The organism is Pseudomonas sp. Leaf59 (assembly GCF_920984685.1).
Lineage (GTDB): Bacteria > Pseudomonadota > Gammaproteobacteria > Pseudomonadales > Pseudomonadaceae > Aquipseudomonas.
Genome location: NZ_CAKLBR010000031.1, coordinates 1 through 24,580, shown reverse-complemented (window position 1 = coordinate 24,580; position 24,580 = coordinate 1). Strand labels below are relative to the sequence as shown.

25 protein-coding genes and 1 pseudogene are annotated in these 24,580 nt (G+C 63.0%); 24 read left to right on the top strand and 2 right to left on the bottom strand.

From position 1 onward, the window contains the following. Positions 1 to 3 precede the first annotated feature (3 nt). The 19 genes from rpmF (at position 4) to LUB09_RS22830 (ending at position 17,039) form a co-directional block, all read left to right on the top strand. A complete protein-coding gene (gene rpmF / locus LUB09_RS22920) occupies positions 4 to 186 on the top strand; it encodes a 50S ribosomal protein L32 (RefSeq protein WP_003179396.1) in 183 nt (60 codons plus the stop codon). Between the two features lie 4 nt (positions 187 to 190). After that, the gene (gene plsX, locus LUB09_RS22915; RefSeq protein WP_231423777.1) at positions 191 to 1,201 is read left to right on the top strand and encodes a phosphate acyltransferase PlsX; all 1,011 of its coding nucleotides are present in this window, start codon (positions 191 to 193) and stop codon (positions 1,199 to 1,201) included. A gap of 127 nt (positions 1,202 to 1,328) precedes the next feature. Continuing rightward, complete coding sequence (fabD, locus tag LUB09_RS22910) at positions 1,329 to 2,267, top strand: ACP S-malonyltransferase (RefSeq protein WP_231423776.1); 939 nt, start codon at positions 1,329 to 1,331, stop codon at positions 2,265 to 2,267. Positions 2,268 to 2,295: 28 nt separating this feature from the next. Further along, the gene (gene fabG / locus LUB09_RS22905; RefSeq protein WP_209983944.1) at positions 2,296 to 3,039 is read left to right on the top strand and encodes a 3-oxoacyl-ACP reductase FabG; all 744 of its coding nucleotides are present in this window, start codon (positions 2,296 to 2,298) and stop codon (positions 3,037 to 3,039) included. Between the two features lie 191 nt (positions 3,040 to 3,230). Then, positions 3,231 to 3,467 carry an acyl carrier protein gene (acpP, locus tag LUB09_RS22900; protein WP_003175607.1) on the top strand — a complete coding sequence of 79 codons (237 nt, stop codon included), beginning with the start codon at positions 3,231 to 3,233 and terminating at the stop codon, positions 3,465 to 3,467. Positions 3,468 to 3,578: 111 nt separating this feature from the next. Beyond that, a complete protein-coding gene (fabF, locus tag LUB09_RS22895; protein ID WP_057010090.1) occupies positions 3,579 to 4,823 on the top strand; it encodes a beta-ketoacyl-ACP synthase II in 1,245 nt (414 codons plus the stop codon). Continuing rightward, complete coding sequence (pabC, locus tag LUB09_RS22890; RefSeq protein ID WP_231423775.1) at positions 4,823 to 5,638, top strand: aminodeoxychorismate lyase; 816 nt, start codon at positions 4,823 to 4,825, stop codon at positions 5,636 to 5,638. The genes fabF and pabC overlap by 1 nt, the downstream gene beginning before the upstream one ends. A 1-nt stretch (position 5,639) precedes the next feature. Further along, positions 5,640 to 6,761, top strand: coding sequence for an endolytic transglycosylase MltG (gene mltG, locus LUB09_RS22885; protein ID WP_231423774.1), 1,122 nt, complete (start codon positions 5,640 to 5,642; stop codon positions 6,759 to 6,761). Between the two features lie 19 nt (positions 6,762 to 6,780). After that, complete coding sequence (tmk, locus tag LUB09_RS22880) at positions 6,781 to 7,413, top strand: dTMP kinase (protein ID WP_231423773.1); 633 nt, start codon at positions 6,781 to 6,783, stop codon at positions 7,411 to 7,413. Further along, the gene (locus LUB09_RS22875) at positions 7,406 to 8,395 is read left to right on the top strand and encodes a DNA polymerase III subunit delta' (protein ID WP_015372760.1); all 990 of its coding nucleotides are present in this window, start codon (positions 7,406 to 7,408) and stop codon (positions 8,393 to 8,395) included. Before tmk ends, LUB09_RS22875 begins: the two co-directional genes overlap by 8 nt. A gap of 56 nt (positions 8,396 to 8,451) precedes the next feature. After that, positions 8,452 to 9,237 (top strand): TatD family hydrolase, encoded by a 786-nt coding sequence (locus LUB09_RS22870; RefSeq protein ID WP_209983934.1) that lies wholly within the window; start codon positions 8,452 to 8,454, stop codon positions 9,235 to 9,237. Between the two features lie 443 nt (positions 9,238 to 9,680). After that, positions 9,681 to 10,349 (top strand): TetR/AcrR family transcriptional regulator, encoded by a 669-nt coding sequence (locus LUB09_RS22865; protein ID WP_209983933.1) that lies wholly within the window; start codon positions 9,681 to 9,683, stop codon positions 10,347 to 10,349. A 139-nt stretch (positions 10,350 to 10,488) separates the two neighbouring features. Then, positions 10,489 to 11,457: a GTP 3',8-cyclase MoaA gene (locus LUB09_RS22860; RefSeq protein ID WP_209983931.1), complete on the top strand. Its 969-nt coding sequence runs from the start codon at positions 10,489 to 10,491 to the stop codon at positions 11,455 to 11,457. Positions 11,458 to 11,595: 138 nt separating this feature from the next. Then, positions 11,596 to 12,201 (top strand): DUF4823 domain-containing protein, encoded by a 606-nt coding sequence (locus LUB09_RS22855; RefSeq protein ID WP_003233456.1) that lies wholly within the window; start codon positions 11,596 to 11,598, stop codon positions 12,199 to 12,201. A gap of 16 nt (positions 12,202 to 12,217) precedes the next feature. Further along, on the top strand, positions 12,218 to 12,778 hold the full coding sequence (locus tag LUB09_RS22850; protein WP_209983928.1) for a DUF1285 domain-containing protein: 561 nt from the start codon (positions 12,218 to 12,220) through the stop codon (positions 12,776 to 12,778). Between the two features lie 70 nt (positions 12,779 to 12,848). Continuing rightward, positions 12,849 to 13,562, top strand: a complete 714-nt coding sequence (locus LUB09_RS22845; RefSeq protein WP_231423772.1) for a GntR family transcriptional regulator — start codon at positions 12,849 to 12,851, stop codon at positions 13,560 to 13,562. Further along, positions 13,559 to 14,560: an ADP-ribosylglycohydrolase family protein gene (locus LUB09_RS22840; RefSeq protein WP_231423771.1), complete on the top strand. Its 1,002-nt coding sequence runs from the start codon at positions 13,559 to 13,561 to the stop codon at positions 14,558 to 14,560. Before LUB09_RS22845 ends, LUB09_RS22840 begins: the two co-directional genes overlap by 4 nt. A gap of 102 nt (positions 14,561 to 14,662) precedes the next feature. Then, positions 14,663 to 16,129, top strand: coding sequence for a purine-cytosine permease family protein (locus LUB09_RS22835; protein WP_209983921.1), 1,467 nt, complete (start codon positions 14,663 to 14,665; stop codon positions 16,127 to 16,129). After that, entirely contained in the window at positions 16,122 to 17,039 is a 918-nt protein-coding gene (locus tag LUB09_RS22830) for a PfkB family carbohydrate kinase (protein WP_231423770.1), read from the top strand. Before LUB09_RS22835 ends, LUB09_RS22830 begins: the two co-directional genes overlap by 8 nt. 136 nt (positions 17,040 to 17,175) lie before the next feature. On the opposite strand, the gene LUB09_RS22825 is transcribed toward LUB09_RS22830, so the two are convergent. Together LUB09_RS22825 and LUB09_RS22820 are read right to left on the bottom strand one after the other, a co-directional pair. Further along, positions 17,176 to 17,442 (bottom strand): hypothetical protein, encoded by a 267-nt coding sequence (locus tag LUB09_RS22825; protein ID WP_057010104.1) that lies wholly within the window; start codon positions 17,440 to 17,442, stop codon positions 17,176 to 17,178. A gap of 51 nt (positions 17,443 to 17,493) precedes the next feature. Beyond that, entirely contained in the window at positions 17,494 to 17,832 is a 339-nt protein-coding gene (locus tag LUB09_RS22820) for a hypothetical protein (RefSeq protein ID WP_209983918.1), read from the bottom strand. Between the two features lie 319 nt (positions 17,833 to 18,151). Between LUB09_RS22820 and LUB09_RS22815 the strand changes: the two genes are divergently transcribed. From LUB09_RS22815 to LUB09_RS22795, 5 genes and pseudogenes are all read left to right on the top strand, one after another. Beyond that, a complete protein-coding gene (locus tag LUB09_RS22815) occupies positions 18,152 to 22,189 on the top strand; it encodes a Pls/PosA family non-ribosomal peptide synthetase (protein ID WP_231423769.1) in 4,038 nt (1,345 codons plus the stop codon). Beyond that, entirely contained in the window at positions 22,144 to 22,743 is a 600-nt protein-coding gene (locus tag LUB09_RS22810) for a 4'-phosphopantetheinyl transferase family protein (protein WP_231423768.1), read from the top strand. The genes LUB09_RS22815 and LUB09_RS22810 overlap by 46 nt, the downstream gene beginning before the upstream one ends. 65 nt (positions 22,744 to 22,808) lie before the next feature. After that, positions 22,809 to 23,288: a GNAT family N-acetyltransferase gene (locus LUB09_RS22805; protein ID WP_003193496.1), complete on the top strand. Its 480-nt coding sequence runs from the start codon at positions 22,809 to 22,811 to the stop codon at positions 23,286 to 23,288. Positions 23,289 to 23,524: 236 nt separating this feature from the next. Then, entirely contained in the window at positions 23,525 to 24,346 is an 822-nt protein-coding gene (locus tag LUB09_RS22800; RefSeq protein ID WP_209983914.1) for an SDR family oxidoreductase, read from the top strand. A gap of 32 nt (positions 24,347 to 24,378) precedes the next feature. Beyond that, positions 24,379 to 24,580: pseudogene (locus LUB09_RS22795) on the top strand (arabinose ABC transporter substrate-binding protein); the annotation flags it as partial.

Genomic DNA, 24,580 nt, shown 5'->3' with positions numbered 1-24,580 from the left:
ATTATGGCTGTTCAGCAGAACAAAAAATCCCGCTCCGCCCGTGACATGCGTCGTTCCCACGATGCTCTCGAGGCTAGCACCCTGTCTGTAGAAAAAACCACCGGTGAAGTTCACCTGCGTCACCACGTATCGCCAGAAGGCGTATACCGTGGCCGTAAAGTGATCGACAAGGGCGCTGACGAGTAATCACTTGTCTGCTCAAGTCATCGCGATTGACGCAATGGGCGGGGACTTCGGTCCCCGCAGCATTGTTCAGGCCTGCATTGCCAGCCTGTCTGCCACGCCCTCGCTGCACCTGACCCTCGTCGGTCAACTCTCCCTACTTGAAGAATTGATTGCCAGCCATCCGGCGGTGGATCGCGCGCGCCTGACGATTACGCCGGCCAGCGAAACCATCGGTATGGATGAAAAGCCATCGATGGCCCTGCGCGGCAAGCCCGATTCTTCCATGCGGGTGGCCCTTGAGTTGTTGCGCGATGGCAAGGTGCAGGCCTGTGTCAGCGCCGGCAACACGGGGGCGTTGATGGCATTGTCGCGGCATGTGCTCAAGACGCTGCCGGGGATTGATCGGCCGGCAATGGTGGCGGCAATCCCGACGCAGAAAGGCTATTGCCAGCTGCTGGACCTGGGGGCCAACGTCGATTGCAGTGCCGAGCACCTGTTCCAGTTCGCGGTAATGGGCTCGGTGGCCGCCGAGGCGCTGGGCGTTTCCCGGCCGCGGGTAGCCCTGCTGAATATCGGCACCGAAGACATCAAGGGCAATCAGCAGGTCAAGCTTGCCGCTGGCTTGTTGCAAGGTGCGCGGGGCTTGAATTACATCGGCTTTGTCGAGGGCGACGGCTTGTACCGGGGCGCAGCCGATGTGGTGGTGTGCGACGGGTTTGTCGGCAATATACTGCTCAAGTCCAGCGAAGGCCTGGCGACCATGATTGCCGCGCGGATCGAAGCGTTGTTCAGGCAGAACCTGCTGTCGCGCATGGTCGGTGCGCTGGCGTTGCCCTTGATGCGTCGCTTGCAGGCTGACCTGGCACCGGCCCGGCATAACGGTGCAAGCTTTCTGGGTTTGCAGGGCATTGTGATCAAAAGCCACGGTTCAGCGGGTGTGCAGGGCTTTCAGAGTGCGATTGCGCGGGCCGTGATCGAGATCCAGGAAAACCTGCCGCAACGCCTGCACGGCCGTCTCGAGGACCTGTTGCCTTAGGCGAATCGACCCGGGAATGCTTAAATGTGACCGGCCAGTTCAATTGACCATCCAATCTGTCAGTTTCGTGCGCTCCCATCGTAGGGGTGAGCATTTTTCTACGACCAGATCATTAGGGGCTTGTTACATGTCTACATCCCTCGCATTCGTCTTTCCAGGGCAGGGTTCGCAGTCCCTCGGCATGTTGGCCGAGCTGGGCGCGCAATTTCCGCTGATCCTGGACACCTTCAAGGAAGCTTCCGACGCCCTGGGTTACGACCTCTGGGCACTGACCCAGCAAGGGCCGGAAGAGCAACTCAATCAAACCGATAAAACCCAGCCGGCCATCCTGACCGCCTCGATCGCCCTGTGGCGCGTGTGGCTGGCCGAAGGCGGCGCGCATCCGGCATTTGTCGCCGGTCACAGCCTCGGCGAATACAGCGCCCTGGTAGCGGCCGGCAGCCTGACCCTTGCTGAGGCGGTCAAGCTGGTCGAGCGTCGTGGCCAGTTGATGCAGGAAGCCGTCCCGGCCGGGCAGGGCGGCATGGCCGCTATCCTCGGTCTGGACGACGCGGTAGTGATTCAGGCCTGTGCTGAGGCGGCTCAGGGTGAGGTGGTGAGCGCGGTAAACTTCAACTCCCCTGGCCAGGTGGTCATCGCCGGCGCCAAGGCTGCGGTCGAGCGCGCCATGGAAGGCTGCAAGGCACTTGGCGCCAAGCGTGCCTTGCCGTTGCCGGTGAGCGTGCCGTCGCATTGCGAGCTGATGCGCCCGGCAGCCGAGCGGTTTGCCGAGTCCATCGCCGCCATCGACTGGCAGGCGCCGCAGATCCCGCTGGTGCAGAACGTCAGTGCGGCCGTTGCCGCCGATCTCGATACCCTCAAGCGTGACCTGCTGGAGCAGTTGTACAAGCCGGTCCGTTGGGTTGAATCGGTGCAGACCCTGGCCACCAATGGCGCTACGCAGTTGGTCGAGTGCGGCCCGGGCAAAGTCCTGGCTGGCCTCAACAAACGCTGCGCCGACGGCGTGTCGACTGCCAACCTCAATACTCCGGATGCCTTTGCTGCCGCACTCGCGGCGCAGGCTTGACCCGATTTCGAACTTAGGAGAAGCCTGCATGAGTCTGCAAGGTAAAGTTGCACTGGTTACCGGCGCCAGCCGAGGCATTGGCCAGGCGATTGCCCTGGAACTGGGCCGTCAGGGCGCCGTTGTGATCGGTACCGCCACCTCCGCGCCGGGCGCCGAGCGCATTGCGGCGACCCTCAAGGAGCATGGCGTGCAGGGTACCGGTATGGAACTGAATGTGACCAGTGATGAGTCCGTCACGGCCGTACTGGCCGAGATCACGGCACAATTCGGCGCACCGGCTATTCTGGTCAACAATGCTGGCATCACCCGCGATAACCTGGTGATGCGCATGAAAGACGACGAGTGGTACGACGTGGTCGATACCAACCTGAACAGTCTGTTTCGCCTGTCCAAGGGCGTTTTGCGCGGCATGACCAAGGCGCGTTGGGGACGAATTATCAATATTGGCTCCGTAGTGGGTGCCATGGGCAACGCAGGCCAAGTAAACTATGCCTCCGCCAAGGCCGGCCTGGAAGGTTTCAGCCGTGCACTGGCGCGTGAAGTCGGCTCGCGTGCGATTACGGTCAACTCGGTGGCCCCTGGGTTCATCGACACCGATATGACCCGCGAACTGCCGCAAGCACAGCGTGACACCTTGCTTGCACAGATTCCGCTGGGCCGTCTGGGCCAGGCTCAAGAGATCGCGAATGTGGTCACTTTTCTGGCATCCGACGGTGCGGCATACGTGACTGGGGCTACAATCCCAGTGAACGGCGGGATGTACATGAGTTAAATTGTGACGGATCGCTTCAAAAAAATGTCATACGAGCTGTCTAAAATCCGTTATAAAGCTGCAACTTAATTTATAGGCAGGTGGCCGACCGGGTACAGGGTGAAGCTTTCAGTTGAAAAGCTGAAATGGCTTTCTATACACTTACCCACTGGCCAGCTGCCTGAATTTGTCCATTAGGAGTTAAACAAGGTATGAGCACCATCGAAGAGCGCGTCAAGAAAATCGTTGCCGAGCAACTGGGCGTTAAGGAAGAAGAAGTGGTCAACACTGCCTCCTTCGTAGAAGACCTGGGTGCCGATTCCCTTGACACCGTTGAGCTGGTGATGGCTCTGGAAGAGGAATTCGAGACCGAAATCCCGGACGAAGAAGCTGAAAAAATCACTACTGTTCAAGCTGCTATCGACTACGTTACCAGCCACCAGGCGTAATAGTTTGTAGTCGTCGCTTGCTGTCAGGGAAAAACCGCACTGCTGTAACGGCGTGCGGTTTTTTCTTTAGCGCTGATGAAAAGTGTCGTCATCAAGAAAAAGGAGAGTGCTGTGTCGCGTAGACGCGTCGTAGTCACCGGTATGGGTATGTTGTCGCCACTGGGTACGGATGTGCCGAGCAGTTGGCAGGGCATTCTGGCTGGCCGCAGTGGTATCGGTCTGATCGAACATACGGACCTTTCTGCCTATTCCACCCGTTTTGGCGGCTCGGTAAAGGGCTTCAATGTCGAGGAATATCTCTCGATCAAAGAGTCCCGCAAGCTCGACCTGTTCATTCAATACGGCCTGGCCGCCGGTTTTCAGGCGGTGCGTAACGCAGGCCTGGAAGTCACCGACGCCAACCGTGAGCGTATCGGTGTGGCCATGGGCTCGGGTATTGGCGGTTTGACCAATATCGAAGAAACCAGCCGCATCCTGCACGATTCCGGCCCGCGTCGAATTTCACCGTTCTTCGTACCGGGCTCGATCATCAATATGATTTCCGGTTTCCTGTCCATCCACCTGGGTGCACAGGGCCCCAACTATGCCATTGCCACGGCGTGCACCACGGGCACCCATTGCATCGGCATGGCGGCGCGCAATATCGCCTACGACGAAGCTGACGTGATGATCGCCGGTGGCGCCGAGATGGCCGCCTGCGGGCTGGGTATGGGCGGCTTCGGTGCGTCCCGTGCGCTGTCGACCCGCAACGACGAGCCCACCCGTGCCAGTCGTCCGTGGGACAAGGGCCGCGATGGTTTCGTGCTGTCCGATGGCGCCGGTGCGTTGGTGCTCGAAGAACTGGAGCATGCCAGGGCGCGTGGCGCCACCATCTACGCCGAGCTGATCGGCTTTGGCATGAGCGGCGACGCCTTCCACATGACCTCGCCACCGGCCGACGGTGCCGGTGCTGCGCGGTGCATCACCAATGCCCTGCGCGATGCCAAGGTCAATGCCGACCAGGTGCAGTACATCAATGCCCACGGCACCTCGACGCCGACCGGCGACCTGGCGGAAGCCGAAGCCATCAAATCGGTGTTCGGCGAGCACGCCTACAAGCTGGCGGTCAGCTCCACCAAGTCCATGACCGGCCACTTGCTGGGTGCGGCGGGTGCGGTCGAGGCGATCTTCAGCGTGATGGCCATCAAGGACCAGGTCGCTCCGCCGACCATCAACCTCGATGAGCCGGACGAAGGCTGCGACCTGAACTTCGTGCCCCACGAAGCCCAGCCGATGCCGATCGACGTGGCAATTTCCAACTCTTTCGGTTTTGGTGGCACCAACGGTTCCCTGGTGTTCCGCCGGTTCGCCGAGTGATGCACAGTTGGGTCGACGGTCAGCCAGCGGGCAGCGTGCCCCTGAAAGATCGCGGCCTGGCCTACGGTGACGGCCTGTTCGAGACCCTTGCGGTCAAGAGCGGGCGGCCGGTGCTGCTTGAGCGTCACCTGCAGCGTCTCGAAGAAGGTTGCAGGCGCCTTGCCCTGGCGGCGGATCACGGGTTGATCCGCAGTGAAGTACAGGCCTTTGCCGCCGCCCTGGGTGACGGCGTGCTCAAACTGATCCTCACCCGCGGCGACAGCCTGCGCGGCTATGGCATCAACCCCGGCGCCCCGCTGCGTCGAATTCTGCAAGGCTCTGCGCCTGCGACCTATCCCTTGGCCCATGAGACGTTCGGCATCCGCCTGTTTCCCTGCGCCACCCGTTTGGCCGAGCAGCCGCTGCTGGCCGGCCTCAAACACCTTAACCGTCTCGAACAAGTGATCGCCCGCGCGGAATGGCAGGACGCCGAGCATGCCGAAGGCCTGATGCTGGATATGTCCGGTCGCGTCATCGAAGGCGTGTTCAGCAACCTGTTTCTGGTGCGCGACGGCATGTTGCTGACCGCTGATCTGAATCGTTGCGGAGTGGCCGGGGTGATGCGCGCCGAGATCCTAGCCCAGGCACAGGCGCGGGGCATCCCGGTGGCCGTGGCTGACATCAGCCTGGAGCACCTGCAGCAGGCCGATGAAGTCTTCGTCTGCAACAGCGTTTATGGCATTTGGCCGGTGCGCGGCTGTGCTGCGATGAGCTGGTCGGTTGGGCCGCTCACCCGTAAACTGCAAGGCATCGTTCGCGCGCTATTGGATATTTGAGTTGATACGAAAACTGATTGTACTGCTGCTGATCGGCCTGTTCTCGGCAGCGTTGCTGGTGGGGGTTGGCGCCTGGAAATACGAGTCTGCCTTCAAGCAGCCGTTGAAATTGTCCCAGGAGCAATTACTCGACGTACCGGCCGGGGCCACCCCGACCGGCACGTTCAACCGCCTGGAAAACGAAGGCGTGATCGACGGTGCCTTCTGGTTGCGTCTGTACTGGCGTTTCAACCTCGACGGCCAGCCGCTGCACAGCGGCGAATACCGCATGACCCCAGGCATGACGGCCCAGGACCTGATTGGTCTGTGGCAGCGCGGCGAAGTGGTGCAATACAGCCTGACCCTGGTCGAAGGCTGGAATTTCCGCCAGGTGCGGTCCGCGCTGGCCAGGCACGACAAGATCGTGCAATCCCTTTCCGGTCTCAGCGACAGTGAAGTGATGGACAAGCTCGGTCATCCCGGCGTGTTCCCCGAGGGGCGCTTCTTCCCGGATACCTACCGCTTCGTGCGTGGCATGAGCGATGTCGAACTCCTGAAAAAAGCCTACAACCGCCTGGACGACGTACTCGCCCAGGAGTGGAGCAAGCGCGCCGCCGATGTGCCGTATACCGACCCTTACCAGGCGCTGATCATGGCGTCCCTGGTAGAGAAGGAAACCGGTGTGCCGGAAGAGCGCGCGCAGATCGCCGGGGTGTTTGTGCGCCGCCTGAAGATCGGCATGCAGTTGCAGACCGATCCCACCGTGATCTACGGCCTGGGTGAGCGCTACAACGGCAAGTTGACCCGCGCTCACCTCAAGGAAGCCAACCCCTATAACACCTACATGATTGCCGGCCTGCCGCCGACACCGATTGCCATGGTCGGCCGCGAGGCGATCCATGCCGCGTTGAACCCGGCGCCGGGCAGCAGCCTGTATTTCGTTGCCCGTGGCGATGGCAGTCATATCTTCTCCGACGACCTGGATGCGCATAATGCCGCCGTGCGCGAGTTCCAGCTCAAGCGCCGTGCCGATTACCGCTCCAGCCCGGCGCCGGCGGTGAAGCCGCTGGACGAAGTGACGCCGCCGGCCGACGCCCCAGTCGAGCCCGCGCCGGATACGGCCGCGCCGCAAAGCCCGCAATGACTATGACTAAGGACCGCCTGTGACTGGCCTGTTTATTACCCTGGAAGGCCCGGAAGGCGCCGGCAAGAGCACCAACCGCGATTATTTGGCCGAGCGCCTGCGTGCGCAGGGTATCGAAGTGGTATTGACCCGCGAACCTGGCGGCACGCCCCTGGCTGAGCGCATCCGCGACGTACTGCTGGCCCCGGCGGATGAGCCGATGAACCCCGACACCGAGCTGCTGCTGGTGTTCGCTGCCCGTGCCCAGCACCTGGCCGAAGTGATTCGCCCGGCCCTGGCGCGCGGTGCGGTGGTGATCTGCGACCGGTTTACCGATTCCACCTACGCCTATCAAGGCGGTGGCCGGGGCCTGTGCCTTGAGCGCATCGCCAGCCTGGAAACGTTCGTGCAGGGCGATTTGCGTCCCGACCTGACGCTGCTGTTCGACCTGCCGGTGGACGTGGGCATGGCCCGCGCGAGTGCCCGTGGCCGCCTGGACCGGTTCGAGCTGGAAGGCCATGGCTTCTTCGATGCCGTACGCAGCGCCTTTATTCGCCGCGCCGAGGCCGAGCCTGCGCGTTATCACCTGCTGGACGCCGCCCAGCCGCTGGCCCGGGTGCAACAGAATATCGACGCCTTGCTGCCCACTTTGCTGGAGCGCGCCCGTGGCTGAAGCCTACCCGTGGCAGGACGGCCTTTGGCAGCAACTGGCCGGCCGTGCCCAGCACGCCCATGCCTATCTGCTGCACGGGCCGATCGGCATCGGCAAACGCGCCCTGGCCGAGCGCCTGATGGCCAGCCTGCTGTGCCAGCGCCCGGTCAACCTGCACGCTTGCGGTGAGTGCAAGTCCTGCCTGCTGCTCAAGGCCGGCAGCCACCCGGACAACTACCTCCTGGAACCTGAGGAAGCGGACAAGGCGATCAAGGTCGACCAGGTGCGCGATCTTGTCAGTTTCGTGGTGCAAACCGCGCAGATGGGCGGGCGCAAGGTGGTGCTGATCGAGCCGGTGGAAGCGATGAACATCAACGCCGCCAACGCCCTGCTCAAAAGTCTGGAAGAACCGTCCGGCGACACCGTACTGCTGCTGGTGAGCCACCAGTCCAGCCGTCTGTTACCGACCATTCGCAGCCGCTGCGTGCAGCAGGCATGCCCGTTACCCAGTGAGGCCATGAGCCTGCAATGGCTGGCGCAGGCGCTGCCGGACTGCGGCGAAGAAGAACGCGTGGAGCTGCTGACCCTGGCCGCCGGTTCACCCTTGGCCGCCGTGAAGCTGCAGGCTCAGGGCGTTCGCGAACAGCGCGCGCTGGTGGTGGACGGTGTGAAGAAGCTGCTCAAGCAAGAATTGTCCGCCACGCAACTGGCCGAAACCGCATGGAAGGATATTCCACTGTTGCTGTTGTTCGATTGGTTCTGCGACTGGTCGAGCCTGATCCTGCGCTATCAGTTGACCCAGGACGAAAGCGGCCTGGGTTTGCCGGATATGCGCAAGGTGGTGCAATACCTTGCGCAGAAAAGTGCGCAGGACAAAGTGCTGGCGATCCAGGACTGGATCCTCGCCCAGCGCCAGAAGGTACTCGGCAAGGCCAACCTCAATCGCGTGCTGTTGCTTGAAGCGCTGCTGGTGCAATGGGTCGGCCTGCTCGGCCGCCGTTAATTTCCACGGCCGACGGGTGTACCGTTGGCCCGCCACTCCTGAAGTCGTGATTTCCTATGCTCGTAGACTCCCATTGCCACCTCGACCGTCTTGACCTCGCCCAGCACGGCGGCTCCCTCGATGCCGCCCTGGAAGCGGCACGCCAGCGCGGGGTAGGGCACTTTCTGTGCATTGGCGTCAGCGCCGAGAACGCCGCCGACGTCAAGGCGCTGGCTGAGCGCTATGCCGATGTGGATTGCTCGGTGGGCATCCACCCGCTCGACCTCAAGCCCGGGGAGGCCCCGGCCCTCGACTGGCTGCTCGGCGAACTCGACCATCCGCGCGTGGTGGCCATCGGTGAAACCGGCCTGGACTACCATTACGAGCCCGAAGCCGCCGAGGTGCAGCAGGCCTCGTTCCGCCTTCACCTGCAAGCGGCCGGGCAGACCGGCAAACCGGTGATCGTCCACACCCGTGGCGCCCGCGCCGACACCCTGACCCTGCTGCGCGAAGCCGCGCTGCCACAGGCGGGCGTACTGCACTGCTTCACCGAAGATTGGGACATGGCCAAGGCCGCTCTGGACCTGGGCTTCTACATTTCACTGTCGGGCATCGTCACCTTCCGCAACGCCGATGCACTGCGCGATGTGGCCCGCCAGGTACCCGCCGACCGTTTGCTGGTGGAGACCGACTCGCCGTACCTGGCGCCGATCCCCCATCGCGGCAAGCCGAACCTGCCGGAATACGTGCGCGACGTGGCGGATTACCTGGCGATGCTGCGCGGGGAGTCTTACGAGCGTTTTGCCGAGCAGACGACCGAGAACTTCAAGCGCTTATTCCCCCTGGCACACGTCGCCGGCTGACCCGCTCAAATCGCAGGCAAAAAAAACCCGGGTTCTGGGGGGGTGAATCCGGGTTAAGACCATTAGGAGTTAACAAGGGCACTCAGTCCGTCGGTGCCCAGGTCGCCGCGTCACTTGGGGGAGATGCCGCGCCGACAGTTGAAGTATTGATCAGTATTGGATTCAGTCCAGTCGCGACTGATCGTTTTTTAAACAGATTTGGAATACGCGCGCTTCCCTTGAGTTCTCATTGGGCAGGCACCGGGGCGGATTTCGCGTATTGTTTTTGACTGGTACGGGTAAAAACGTTGGCGTATTGAAGGTAAAGTGCCGGACGGGTTCACATAGGCGTTGCTCAACGACCGTTCAGTCGGGATAATCCCTCGCACCGGGTAAATCGTATCGCCGCGTATCCGTGGCCCTGCGCGAACCCTCCCATTCCGACCTTTGCAGAACTCTTCCTCATGCACAAAGAACCCCGTAAGGTCCGTGAGTTTCGCCGCCGTGAGCAGGAAATTCTCGACACCGCACTCAAGTTGTTTCTCGACCAGGGTGAAGACAGCGTCACCGTCGAGATGATCGCGGATGCCGTGGGTATCGGCAAAGGCACCATCTACAAGCACTTCAAGTCCAAGGCCGAGATCTACCTGCGCCTGATGCTCGACTACGAGCGTGATTTGAACGCGCTGCTGCACTCGGCCGACGTCGACAAGGACAAGGAAGCCCTGTCGCGGGCCTACTTCGAGTTCCGCATGCGGGACCCGCAGCGCTACCGCCTGTTCGATCGTCTGGAAGAGAAGGTGGTCAAAGGCCATCAAGTGCCGGAAATGGTCGAGGAACTGCACAAGATCCGCGCTTCCAACTTCGAACGCCTGACCTTGTTAATCAAAGGTCGCATCAGCGAAGGCAAGCTCGAAGACGTGCCGCCATACTTCCACTACTGCGCGGCCTGGGCTTTGGTGCATGGCGCCGTGGCGCTGTATCACTCGCCGTTCTGGAGCAATGTATTGGAAGACCAGGAAGGCTTTTTCCAGTTCCTGATGGACATCGGTGTGCGCATGGGCAACAAGCGCAAGCACAGCAGCGACCAGCCCGCCGCGGAGCCGAAAACCGGCGAGACCCCGGCCACGTGAGTCATTCGCCACGGTGATGGCGTGATGATTTACTGCCGGGCGCATTACCCCAGGAATATACTCAGGCATGGACCTTGCTAAAAGCTGAGTTATAAGTCAGTTTTCAGTGCGCCCGAATTATCCGCTGCCGGAGTGATCCATGATCGTTGATCGTCAAGGCAGGCGTTTTCGCAATTTGCGAATCAGCCTGACCTCAGCCTGCAATTACGCGTGTACCTACTGCGTGCCCGATGGCAAGCGGCTGGTGGCTGCCCAGGACGAACTCTCGGCCCAGGCCATGGCCCGTGGCGTGGCGTACCTGATCGAAGCGGCCGGTATCGACCGTCTGCGCATCACCGGCGGCGAGCCGCTGGTGAGCCCCAAGCTGGAAGCCTTCATGGGCGCCGTGGGGCAGATGGGGCTCAGTGATATCAGCCTGACCACCAATGGCCAGTTGCTCGCACGCAAACTGCCGCTGCTGGTGGACGCCGGTATTCGGCGCATCAATGTCTCTCTCGACACCCTGGACGCCGACGCTTTTCGCAGCATCGCCCGTGGCGGCGACCTGGCCACCGTCCTCGACGGCATGGACCAGGCCCGCGCCGCCGGCATCAAGATCAAGGTCAACATGGTGCCGCTGCGCGGGCAGAACCTCGACCAGGTCATGCCGCTGCTCGACTACTGCCTGGAGCGCGGCTATGAATTGCGCTTTATCGAATTGATGCGCATGGGCCATCTGGCCAGGGATTCCAACGCGTTCCTGCAGCAATTCGTCAGCCTGCAGCAACTGCTCAGCCTGATCGGCGAGCATCACGAATACCTGCAGGCCAACGCTCCCGTGGATGCCACGGCGGTACGTTATGAAGTGCCGGGCAAAGGCTTTTTCGGGGTGATCGCCAACGAAAGTGTGCCGTTCTGCCGTACCTGTTCGCGATTGCGGCTGTCGTCCACCGGTTGGTTGCACGGTTGCCTGTCGTCGAGTAACCGTCACTACGTCGGCGACCTGCTGGACAAGCCGCGCCATCAGGCACTGCCGGCCCTGCAAGGTCTGCTGATGAAGGCCTTGGGCGACAAACAGGAAGTAGCCTTTTCGGGCGGGGCAACAATCATGAAAATCATCGGCGGCTAACGCTATCCCGTGATTTCACAGCATCCATGTGGGAGGGGGCTTGCTCCCACATTTGATTTGGTTTCCCTGGAGCTGGCGCAGAATCTGCATCTCGTGCCCATTCGCCGGTTTTCCGTCACCGGCTTCTGGAGAATTGGGATGCGTAGTCTGGTTTTGTTGCTGGCGTCGTTGGCGCTGGGTGGTTGCATGACCGTCAGCGATATGGCCGAAGGCACTCGCTATCAAATGAGCGATGCCGGGTTACTCGACCATAGCGACACTCGCCGGACAGCCTCCGTGCGCATACAACCGGATTCCTTCGTCTTTATTGCCCAGGGCAGCTTCGTGCCCCCAGGCAGCGCCTACCCGCGCCCGAATGTGGTGGCCGAAGAAGCCTTCAACGGTTTCGTCGAGTATTTCCCCATGGTGCGCCGCGCCCGTAAACCCGAAGGTCTCGAACAGGCGATGTCCGAGGCCCGTGCGGCCGGTGCCCACTACCTGTTGTACTGCCGCTTTGCCGCCGCCGATGACCGTATCGGCAACGCCGACGAATGGTCGGATCAGGAGGCGCTTGACCGGGTAGGGCTGGACAGCGGCGTGATCCAGATCATGCTGATCGAGACCAGCACCCAGTATTTGATTGATACTGCACGTATTCGCAGTCGTGGCGGTTTACTGACGTTCCACGACAACAGGCCACAGGACCTGATTGCCCGCCCGCTCGCGCAATACGCGCGCAGCCTGCTGGGCATGAGCAATCAGTAACAACAAGGAGACCCCCATGACCGATTCCGCCAAGGCCAACGATCTGTTGGCGCAACTGCCCAAGGGCAAAGGGCCGGCGCCGGTGCATCTGTGGAACCCGGATTTCTGCGGCAACATCGACATGCGCATCGCCCGCGACGGCACCTGGTTCTATCAAGGCACGCCGATCGGGCGCAAGCCGATGGTCAAGCTGTTCTCCAACATCATCCGCCGCGACGGCGATGATTACTTTCTGATTACACCCGTGGAAAAGGTCGGCATCAGCGTGGATGACGCGCCGTTTGTGGCCGTTACCCTCGAGGTGCAAGGGCAGGGCGAAAGCCAGGTGCTGCGCTTTACCACCCACGTTGATGACGTTGTCGAGGCCGGCCAGGAACACCCGCTGCGGGTGGTCACCGACCCCGTCACCCAGCAACCTTCGCCTTATTTGCGCGTGCGCACCAACCTCGAAGCCCTGGTCCATCGCAATGTGTTCTACCAATTGGTGGAGCTTGCGGTGAGCCGTCCGATCAACGGCAGTCACTGGCTTGGGGTATGGAGCGGCGGGGTATTTTTCCCCATCGGCCTGGAGCCCTGAGGCCGCGATTTTCATCTCCCTGAAATAATTCGCTTGCTGCGACCCTGCGCTTTCGGTTATCAATTTGTACATGATTAGACATGTTCGATTTGATAAGAAAAAACGCGTCGTCGACGAGCTCATCCGCCGTATCGAAGCCGGGGTGATGGTCGACGGTTTCCTGCTGCCGGGCGAGCACCAGTTGGCGGAGGAGTTCGCGGTCAGCCGCGGCACCCTGCGTGAAGCGCTGGCCGAACTCAAGCGCCGCAATTACATCGCGACCCAGAGCGGCGTCGGCTCCATCGTCACCTTTGACGGCATGGTGCTGGACCAGCACAGCGGCTGGGCCCAGGCCCTGGCGGACACTGGCGCACGGGTCAACACCGATATCCTGCGCCTTGAAGCCGTGACCCGCAGCGACTTGCTCAGCCGCTTCGGCAGTGACCAGTTCATTGCCCTCGACCGGCGTCGGCGCACCACCGAAGGCACCGCCGTGTCCCTGGAGCGCTCGCTGATGCCCGCGTCCGGTGGCCTGGAAAGCCTGCCCCGCGTCGGCCTGATCGACAACTCCCTGACCATCACCCTGGCCGCCTACGGTTTCATTGGCGCCGCCGGCGACCAATGGATAGGCGCCGAGCCCCTGAACGATGAAGACGCCCGCTTGCTGGGCCGCGCCACGGGCACGGTGTTTCTCAAGGCTTCGCGCACCACATACGATCGGCGCGAGCGTTTCATGGAGTACGTCGAAAGCCTGCTCGACCCCGTGCACTTTCGCCTGCACCTGCAGTTTGGAGCTTCAAAATGACCCAAGAAAATCGCGCACTCGCCGCGTTCCAGGGCCTGGCCCTGGGCGATGCGCTCGGCATGCCCACGCAGTCCCTGAGCCGCGAACAGGTGCAGCAGCGCTTCGGCGCGATCACCGCCCTTGAAGCGGCCGGGCCCGACCAGCCCATCGCACCGAACATGCCCGCCGGCTCCATCACCGATGACACCGAGCAGGCGATCCTGGTGGGCCAATTGCTGGTGGAGGGTCGGGGCAACATCGAGCCCACCGTGCTCGCCCAGCGCCTGATCGACTGGGAAGCGGCGATGCGCGCCAAGGGCTCCCAGGACCTGCTGGGCCCGTCCACCAAACGCGCCATCGACATGATCCTGGCCGGCCATACGCCGGAAGAATCAGGGCGCTACGGCACCACCAACGGCGCGGCCATGCGCATCACGCCGGTGGGGATTGCCGCCGATATCAGCGACCCGGCGCGCTTCATCCAGGCGGTGATCCAGGCGTGCCAGGTCACCCACAACACCAGCCTGGGCATCTCCAGCGCGGCGGCAGTGGCGGCGGTGGTGTCGGCCGGCATCAATGGTGCGGACCTGGGCGAAGCCCTGAACATCGGCGTGCAGATCGCGCAAAAGGCCGAAGGCCACGGCCACTGGATCGCCGGCGGACGTATCTCCACGCGCATCAGTTGGGCACGCACCTTGAGCGTCGGCAGCGGCGATAAAGCCCTGTTCGCCGACTTGCTCTACGAACTGATCGGCACGTCCGTCGCTTCGCAGGAGTCGGTGGTGGTGTCATTTGCCCTGGCCCAACAGGTGGCGGTCGGCGCGATGAACGCGTTTGAAGCCGTGTGCCTGGCCGCGAGCCTGGGCGGTGACACCGATACCATCGCCGCCATTCTCGGCGCCATGCTCGGCGCGAGCCTGGGTATGCAGTGCTGGCCGCAGGCATTGATTGAACAGGTCAAGAGCGTGAATGACCTGGACTTGCAGCCGTTGGTCCAGGGGCTGCTCGCATTGCGGTAACGCCACAGATCAAAAAAATCGCATTGAGTCAGGACCGCTGACTACAGCTTCAACTTGAAGATTTGCCACAACCACAACAATACAGGCACCAGGAGCACCCCCATGAGCACCCCTTCTTCCGGCCAAAGCGCCGGGCAATTGGAAACACGCGGCATCGAACCGGTCCCGGAAGGCGAGTGCAACGGCCATCCGCTGCAGCTGTTCTGGGTGTGGTTCGCTGCCAACATCAGCATCCTCGGCTTGCCGCTCGGCGCCACGCTGGTGGCGTTTCGTGGCCTGGCCATCTGGCAGGCGATCATCGTCGCGATTCTCGGCGCCGCTGGCTCCTTTGCGGTGGTGGGGATCATTTCCATCGCCGGCCGTCGTGGCCGTGCGCCCAGCCTGACCCTGTCGCGCGCGATTTTCGGTGTGCGTGGCAATATCGGCCCGACGCTGGTGTCGCTGATGTCGCGCCTGGGCTGGGAAACCGTCAACACCACCACAGCCGCCTTTGTGCTGCTGTCGCTGTGTTCGATCCTGTTCGGCTCGCCGGTCGAGGCCAAGAGTGCACCTGTGCTCACGCTGATCTTCATCGGCATCTTCGTGCTGCTGACCCTGGCGGTCTCCGGTCTGGGCCATGCCACCCTGCTGGTGATCCAGAAGTGGGCCACCTACGTGTTCGGCGCCTTGAACATCCTGGTGGGCGGCTTCCTCTGTGCCACCATCGACTGGAGCGCGGTATTCAACGCCACCCCGGCACCCCTGAGCGCGATGATCATCGGCGTCGGCACCATGGCAGCCGGCACCGGCATCGGCTGGGCCAACGCCGGTGCCGACATGTCGCGCTACCAGCACCGCAGCGTCAAGGCGGTGCGTCTGGTGGCGTCCGCCGCGTTCGGTGCAGGCATCCCGCTGGTGCTGCTGATCACCCTCGGTGGCCTGCTGTCGGTGGGCAACAACGACCTGGCCTCGGCCACCGACCCGATCATCGCGATCCGCGACATGCTGCCCACCTGGATGGCCGTGCCGTACCTGATCACTGCGTTCGGCGGGCTGCTGCTGTCGAATAACCTGTCGGTGTACTCGGCCGGTCTCACCACCTTGACCCTCGGCCTGAAGGTCAAGCGCGTGCACGCAGTGATCGTCGATATCGTGGCGATCTTCGCCGGCTCCATCTACTTCATGCTGATCGCCGACAGCTTCTACGGCCCCTTCATCACCTTCATCTCGCTGCTGGCAGTGCCGATCACCGCGTGGGTCGGGATCTTCGTGGTCGACCTGATCCATCGTCATTACTACAGCCCCAAGGACCTGCTGGACGTGAGCCCGAGCAGCGCCTACTGGTATCGCGGCGGCGTGGAGTGGCGTGCCTTCGGCGCCTGGGCCGTGGCCATTGTGCTGGGCTTCAGTTTCACCACCATCGGCACCACCGCCGAAAACATCTGGTTCGCCGGGCCGTTGTCCGACTCCTGGCTGGGCCACAACGGCCTCGGCTGGATCGTGACCTTCCTGGTGGCCGGCGGGATCTATGCGGTATTGGGCGGGGCGACTGACCGGCGTCCGGCGTTGGTCGAGCATGCCCATGTCTAGATTGCTGCACACCGGCCAGGTCATCGTCGACCTGGTCATGGCCCTCGACACCCTGCCTGCCAGCGGCGGTGACGTGCTGGCGCAAACGGCCAGTTTCGCAACCGGCGGCGGCTTCAACGTCATGGCGGCCGCGCGCCGTAATGGTCTGTCGGTGGTGTACCTCGGCCGCCACGGTAACGGCCGCTTTGGCGACCTGGCCCGCGCGGCGATGCAGGCCGAGGGCATCGAGATGGCCCTGCCGGCCAGCAGCGCCAAGGACACCGGTTTGTGCGTGGCGCTGACCGAAGCCAGCACCGAGCGCACGTTCATTTCGCACATGGGCGCCGAAGGGGAATTGAGTGCCGAGGACCTGGCCGGCGTGGTGCCCGCTGCCGACGACTATGTGTATGTCAGCGGCTACAGCCTGTTGCTCGACGGCAAGGCGCAGCCGTTGATCGACTGGCTGCTGGCATTGCCCCGGCAGATCGTGGTGGTGTTCGACCCGGGGCCACTGGTCAAGGCGCCGGAGTCGGCGCTAATGCGCACACTGTTGCCGCGCATCGACATCTGGACCAGCAACGGGCCGGAAGTCCTGGCATTCACTGGCGCGGCGGATATCGCCACGGCGTTGCCATCGCTCAAGCGGCACCTGAGCGCAGACACTCTATTGGTGGTGCGAGATGGCCCGAACGGTTGCTGGGTTGGGCGAGGCTCGGCGATTGAACATGTGCCGGGCTTCAAGGTGCAGGCAGTAGACAGCAATGGCGCGGGGGATGCGCATGCGGGTGTGTTCATCGCAGGTTTGGCCAAAGGCTTGCCGCCCGCAGAGGCCGCACGCCATGCCAACGCCGCCGCGGCGCTGGCCGTCACACGCTGGGGCCCGGCCACATCACCTGGCACCGTCGAACTCAACGCCTTCCTCGGCGGCTAAACACAAACCCAATGTGGGAGGGGGCTTGCCCCCGATAGCGGTGTATCAGAGCTGGATCAGCCAACTGACACACCGCCATCGGGGGCAAGCCCCCTCCCACATTTACATCATTTACATCAGCCGGACCCGCAATGGATCACTGAGTGCTTTCACCATCAAGCTTGCGCGCTTCATCCACGCCCGAGGCGGTCAGCTTGATGGGCAGGTTCAGCGAATATTCGCCGGCGTCGTCGGTGGTCACATGTCCATCCTTGATGAACCCACGGTCCTGGAGAAACGCCAGCACACTGGCAACCTCCTTTTCGCCGCGGTAGTTATCCAGCACCTCCTTGCCCAGACCTTGCGGGTGAGCGTGCAACAGGCGGGTGAGGACTTCTTTCTCAAGGTTTCTATCGACGTTCATGCGTACCTCTTCACTGGGAAATGATCGGCTGTTCGTCTTGCTCTCGATGCATCAAGGCGCGGGTTGTTTTGGCGCGCCTGGCACGTTCGAGTCGTTACCGGTATTGATTTTCGGCTCGTTGACCGACGGACCCATCTTGCCATTGCCCACGGCGGCCGGTGCCTTGCGGTCGGTGTCGTGGCCCTTGGTGTGCGGGTCGGCGGCGTTGCTGTTGTCGATAACCGCGCCCCCGTTGGTGTCCAGGCCCGTGCCCATGGATTTCTGCGACTCGGTGGTGGCGTTCGGCGTCGGGTCGGTCGGGCCGGTGGTGGCGGTGGCCGCCATGGCGCTCAGCGAGGCAGCGGACAGCAGGCCGGTGAGGGCGAGGGCAGCAAACTTGGAATTCTTCATGAGGGTGTCTCCATATGATTAATGTCCTTACCCCTTATTGGTCAGCCCCCCTTTGCGGTTCGTGCCTTGATGCCGACGAACGGTCTTAGGGCACCTGTAAGATTTTGTGTACCGCACGTGCAGTCGTTCAACCGCCGTACAGCTGGCCTTTGCGATAGTCCTCTGGCGTTGTTCAGGTCTTCGGGTATCTGTCGCATTCCAGACAGAACCCAGGGGGGCCATTCGCCCAGGTGTGTATCGAGGGTGATACCAAGTGGACACGCAACATTACGTATCGGCGCCTTAACCGGATGGCCCCCACACAGCGAACACTGCCGCCATGACTACCGTGAGCTTGCTGAAAGACCCCGTAAACACGCGCCCTGACGAGGTGTTGTACGGTCCCCTCCAGCCTGAACTGTTGCGTGACGAGGTGCTCGCCGACCTGCTCGAGGCCACCGCTAAACGTGATCCCCAGCAGGTAGCGCTGATCGACGGCGAGCGCCAGCTCAGCTACGGCGAGTTGGATCGCCAGGCCGCCTGTGTGGCTTCGCGGCTGATCGAGGCGGGGGTGCGGCCGGGGCAGATCGTCGGCCTGTGGATGCCGCGCGGCATGCAGCTATTGGTGATGCAGGCCGGCATCGCCAAGGCCGGCGCTGCCTGGCTGCCGATGGACGAGGACACGCCGCTCGAACGCCTGCAAGTGTGCATGGAGGATGCCCAGGCGGTCGGCGTTGTTTGCGCACACGGCAGCGCACCGGCGCTGGCTGAGGTGGGACTTGTCGCCTGGTGCGCAGACGATCTGCTCGCGCCGCTGCAAGGTGCGTTGCAACGCCGCAGCGGTGCCCGGCCCGAAGATCCGGCCTACGTCATCTATACCTCTGGCTCCACCGGCAAACCCAAGGGCATCCTGATTTCCCAGGGCAGCATCTGCCACTTCCTGCGCAGCGAGAACGCGATTCTCGGCATCCAGGCCAGCGACCGCGTCTACCAGGGTTTTTCCGTGGCCTTCGACATGTCGTTCGAGGAAATCTGGATTGCCTACCTGGTGGGCGCCACCCTGTGGCTTGGCCCCAAGGACATCACCGGCGACCCCGAAGCCCTGCCGCGCATGCTCACCCGCCAGCGCATCAGCGTGCTGCACGCGGTGCCCACCTTGCTGGCGCTGTTCAGTGAAGACGTGCCGAGCCTGCGCCTGATCAACCTCGGCGGCGAAATGTGCCCCGAATCGCTGGTGGAGCGTTGGAGTCGACCCGGTCGGCAAATTTTCAACACCTATGGCCCCACCGAAGCCACCGTTTCCGCCAGCCTGGCGCGGTTGCAGCCTGGCACTGCGGTGACCATCGGCACGCCGCTGCCCAACTACGGATTGCTGGTGATCGAAACCGACCTGGCCCCGGGCGCTACGCCGACCCTGCTGGCGCGCGGGCAGACCGGCGAGCTGTGCATCATCGGCCCGGGCCTGGCGGCGGGCTACCTGGGGCGCCCGGACCTGACCCGCGAAAAGTTCATCGACAACCCTTGGGCCAGCGGCTACCACGACGAGCGCCTGTACCGCACCGGCGACCTCGCGCGCATCGACGCCGACGGGCAGGTGGTGTGCCTGGGGCGCGCCGATGATCAGGTGAAGATCAGGGGATTTCGCGTTGAACTGGGCGAAATCGAAGCCTTGCTTGCCCAGCAGCCAGGCGTGGGCACGGTTGCGGTGCTGTTGCGCAACGACGCCGGCATGGATCAGTTGATTGCCTACCTGGTGGCGGAGGGCGGCGTGCCGGTCGAAGGCCTGCCGGCGCAGTTGCGCAAAGCCTTGCAGGCGCGCCTGCCGGCGTACATGGTGCCCAGCCGCTTCGAACTGCTCGACAGCATGCCGCGCCTCACTTCCGGCAAGATCGACCGCAAAACCCTCAAGGCACGTCCGCTCGGCGTCGACACCAGCGGCGCGAGCCTGGAGTCGGACAGCCCGGAAACCCCCGGCGAAAGCGCGCTGTTCGCCGCCCTGCACACACTCTTCCCCGGCCAGCCGATTCGTCGCGAGGCCGACTTTTTCAGCGACCTGGGCGGCCACTCGTTTTTCGCCGCGCGACTGGCCTCTGCGTTGCGCGCCGACCCACGCTTCGCCCACATCACCGTGCGCGATATCTATCAGCAGCGCCGCGTCGGCGCGATTGCGCAGGTGTTGCAAGCCATGCCGCAACCGGCTGCGCAACAAGCCGCCTGGACCCCGCCGTCGACGCTGGCGCGCTGGCGCTGCGGGTTGGCCCAGGCCGCGCTGCTGCCGGCGATGGTGTGCCTGCGCATGAGCCAGTGGCTGGCGCCGTTTTTCACCTATCACTACCTCACCGGCGGTCCCGGCGACTCGGTGGCCTTGGCCACGGCGGCGTCCATCGGCGTATTCCTGCTGGCGACGCTGGTGCAGTTCGTGCTGGCCATCGCCGGCAAATGGCTGATCGCCGGGCGGCTGAAACCGGGCGTCTACCCGTTGTGGGGGCTGACCTATTTTCGCTGGTGGGCCGCGTCGCGCATGATCGAGTCGGCGCCGGTCTACCTGCTCAGCGGCTCTTCGCTGTACAGCCTGTGGCTGCGGGCGCTCGGCGCCAGGGTTGGGCGTGAGGTCAATATCGGCTCCCTCGGCGTGCGCGTTCCCGACCTGTTGCACATCGGCGATGAGGTCAGCATCGGCAACGGTGTGAGCCTGGAAAACGCCCGCGTCGAGCGCGGCCAACTGCATCTTGGGCAGGTCACGCTCGACAACAATGCCTGCCTGGGCTCCTACACAATTCTGGAAGGCAACACGGCGCTCGGCCGCAGCGCCCACCTGCAAGGGCAATCGGCGCTGGCCGACGGTGCGAGTGTGCCGGCCGAGCGCATCTGGAGCGGGTCACCTGCCGTCGATATCGGCGCGTTCGACCCGGCCAGCCTGCCGCCCAGGCCGGTGGTGGGGCGTGGGCAATTGCTGCTGGAAAACCTGTTCTACGGGGTCGGCATCCTGCTGATCGCCACGCTGTTTTTCATCCCGGTGTTCCCGACGTTTTTCCTTATCGATTGGTTCGATGAGCAGCAGATCCTGCCCTGGCTGCAGGCGCAAAACGTGGGCGTACAACTGCTGCGTTACTTTGCCCTGGCCCTGCCGGCTGCTGCCGTGCTGATCGTGGCCATGGTGCTGATTTCGGCAGCGCTGCGCTGGGCCGTGCTGCCGCGCCTAAAGCCGGGCAACTACCCGGTGCACAGCCGGGTGTATTGCAGCAAGTGGCTGGTGAGCCATATTCAGGAAGCCAGCCTCAACGTGTTGTCCGGCCTGTATGCGACGGTTTACGCGCCACTGTGGTATCGCCTGCTGGGCGCGAAGGTGGGCCGCGATGCGGAAATATCCACCGCTCAGGGCGTGATCCCCGACATGCTGACCCTGGGCGATGAAACCTTTATCGCCGACGCCGTGATGCTCGGCGATGAACAGGTCGACGGCGGCTGGATGCGCATTCAGCCGACCGTGGTGTCGCACCGCAGCTTCGTCGGCAACGGCAGCTACATTCCCGACGGCACGACGTTGCCCGAGAATGTGCTGATCGGTGTGCATTCCCGCGCGCCGCACAACGCCGAGATTGCCAGCGGCGACACCTGGCTCGGCTCGCCGCCGATCAACCTGCCGGCGCGCGAACAGGTCAGTGGCTACCCGGACCACCTGACGTTCCGCCCCTCGCCGTGGCGTCGTCTGGCCCGTGGCAGCATCGAGGGCCTGCGCATCGTGTTGCCCCACGCCACGGTGATCGCCGTGGGCTACACGGTCATGATCGACCTGATGCCAGTGGCGCAGGACGAACGCTGGGGCGCGGTGTTCGGTTACCTGGCGCTGATCGGCCTGGCCTACAGCCTGGGCAACTACCTGTTGGTGGCAGCGTTGAAATGGCTGGTGCTGGGCCGCTATCGCAAGCGCTGCGAAGCGATGTGGACGCCTTTTGTGTGGCTGTCCGAAGGCATCACCAGCCTTTACGAAGGCATGGCCGCGCCCAATTTCATGAGCTACCTGCGCGGCACGCCGTGGCTGCCGCTGGCGTTTCGCGGCCTCGGCTGCAGGATCGGCCGTGGCGTGTACATGGACACCACCGACATCACCGAATTTGATTGCGTGAGCATCGGCGACCACAGCGAATTGAACGCCGGCGCCTGCCCGCAGACACACCTGTTCGAAGACCGCGTGATGAAAATCGACCGTGTGCTGATCGGTGCACGGGTGTACATGGGGCCGCGCAGTGCGGTGCTCTACAGCGCCGAGGTCGGCGACGGCGCGCGGCTGGGGCCGCTGACCCTGGTGATGAAGGGCGAGAGCATCCCGGCGTGCAGCAGCTGGGTGGGCTGCCCTGCGGCACCGGCACGCGCCTGATGCCGGTGCCCGTGTGCCTGTGGCCGGATGCGGTGCCGCGTTGGCAGGCCGGCATTCTGCTGCTTGGCTTGCGGCACATGCTCGGCACCACGCGCGATGCGGCGCGCACGCGCGTGCGTGAGGTGCTCCTGCAACTGCTGGAAGTGCCGGGCTGCAGCATCGAAGCGTCCGCCGGGGCCGGGCAGGCACCGCAGATTCTGGTGCCAGGGCATGCGCGTGCCGGGCTGTCCATCAGTCACGACGGCGATTTTTCAGTAGCGGCGGTGCATCTGCATGGCCCGGTGGGTGTGGATGTAATGGCCGTGCAGGAGACTGCGGACTGGCGCGGTGTTGCCAGCGATTACCTGGGCCCGCAGGTGCTGGCGCGATTGTGCGCGGCGAACCAGGCGCAGCGGGCGCGTCTGTTTGCCCGCGCCTGGTGCGAGCGCGAGGCGCGGCTCAAATGTGCGGGGCTGGGCTTGAGCGAATGGTCGGCAGAGTCGCAGCCGCCGGCCCGCACCCTGGAGCTGGCGTTGCCGGCGGGGCTGGTCGGCGCATTGGCGCTGCCGGTATGAATTGCGCTGCATTCAGTCATGAAACGGCCTTAGTATGTGTGTTTTGAAACTGCCAAGGCTCACCCATGACCATCGAGATTCGCCCCGCCGTGCCCAGCGATGCTGCGCAGATCCTGACTTTCATCACCGAGCTTGCCGAATATGAGAAGGCCCGGCATGAAGTGATCGCCAGCGTGGTGGATATCGAACGCAGCCTGTTCAGCGAGGGTGCCACCGCCCATGGCCTGATCTGCCTGCGCGACGGTTTGCCGATTGGGTTCGCGGTGTTCTTTTTCAGTTATTCCACGTGGCTGGGCAGCAACTGCCTGTACCTGGAAGACCTCTACATCAACCCGGAACAGCGCGGCGGCGGCGCGGGCAAGAAGTTGCTGCGCCACCTGGCCAAAATCGCCTGCGACAATGGCTGCGGGCGTTTCGAGTGGAGCGTGCTGGACTGGAACGAGCCGGCGATTGCCTTCTACAAGTCCATCGGTGCCCAGCCTCAGGAAGAGTGGGTGCGCTACCGCATGGAAGGCGACGCGTTGCGCGACTTTGCCCTTGGCTGACGTACATCTCTGAAAACACTGAAGATCAACGGTGGGAGGGGGCTTGCTCGCGATTGCTGAGTGTCAGTCAGTACATCTGAAGCTGACACACCGCTATCGGGAGCAAGCCCCCTCCCACAGTGCTTGTGTCTTTTCTCACTATGTGGGATGTAAATTTATATATTGAGATATTTCAGGCTCCGGGTTTATAGTCGCCTGCATCAGCACTCACTGCCAAAAATAAAACAGGTGAAGCGATGCAGGCACAACCGTTGTCACTCCCCGCCGTGCCCGAGCCGGTTTACGGCGAGCGGCTGAAGAACAAGGTGGTGATCATCACCGGTGCCGCCCAGGGCATTGGCGAGGCCATCGTGGCCTGTTTCCAGGCCCAGCAGGCGCGCCTGGTGATCGCCGATATCCAGGCCGACAAGGTCGAGAAGGTCGCTGCCCATTGGCGCGAACGCGGCGCCGAAATTTACGCGCAAGCGGTCGACATCACCTGCAAAGCGCAATGGCAGGCGCTGGTCGACATGGCCATCGAGCGCTTCGGTCGCGTCGATGTGCTGGTCAACTGTGCCGGGGTCAACGTATTCCGCGACCCGCTGGAGATGACCGACGACGACTGGCGCCGCTGCTTTGCCATCGACCTGGACGGCGCCTGGTACGGCTGCCGCAGTGTGTTGCCGCACATGATCGAGCAGGGCATCGGCAACATCATCAACATCGCGTCCACCCATTCCAGCCACATCATTCCCGGCTGCTTCCCGTACCCCGTTGCCAAGCATGGCCTGCTCGGCCTGACCCGCGCCCTGGGCATCGAGTACGCGCCCAAGGGCATCCGCGTGAATGCGATTGCGCCGGGCTATATCGAAACCCAGCTCAACGTCGATTACTGGAACGCCTTTCCCGATCCCCACGCCGAACGCCAGCGCGCGTTCGACCTGCACCCGCCCAAGCGCATCGGCCAGCCCATCGAGGTGGCGATGACCGCGCTGTTCCTGGCGACCGACGAGGCGCCCTTTATCAATGCCACCTGCCTGATGATCGATGGCGGGCGGTCTGTGATGTACCACGACTGAAACGTTGCTCAATAACAAGAATGAGGTGGTTCATGCTGGTTAAAAACAGGCTTAAGAAAACCCTGGGCGCCGTGGCGTTTGCATTGGCCTTCAGTGGGACTGTTTGCGCTGAAGAAGTAAAAATCGGCTTCCTGGTCAAACAGGCCGAAGAGCCCTGGTTCCAGACCGAATGGGCCTTCGCCGAAAAAGCCGGCAAGGAACACGGTTTCACCGTGATCAAGATCGCCGTGCCCG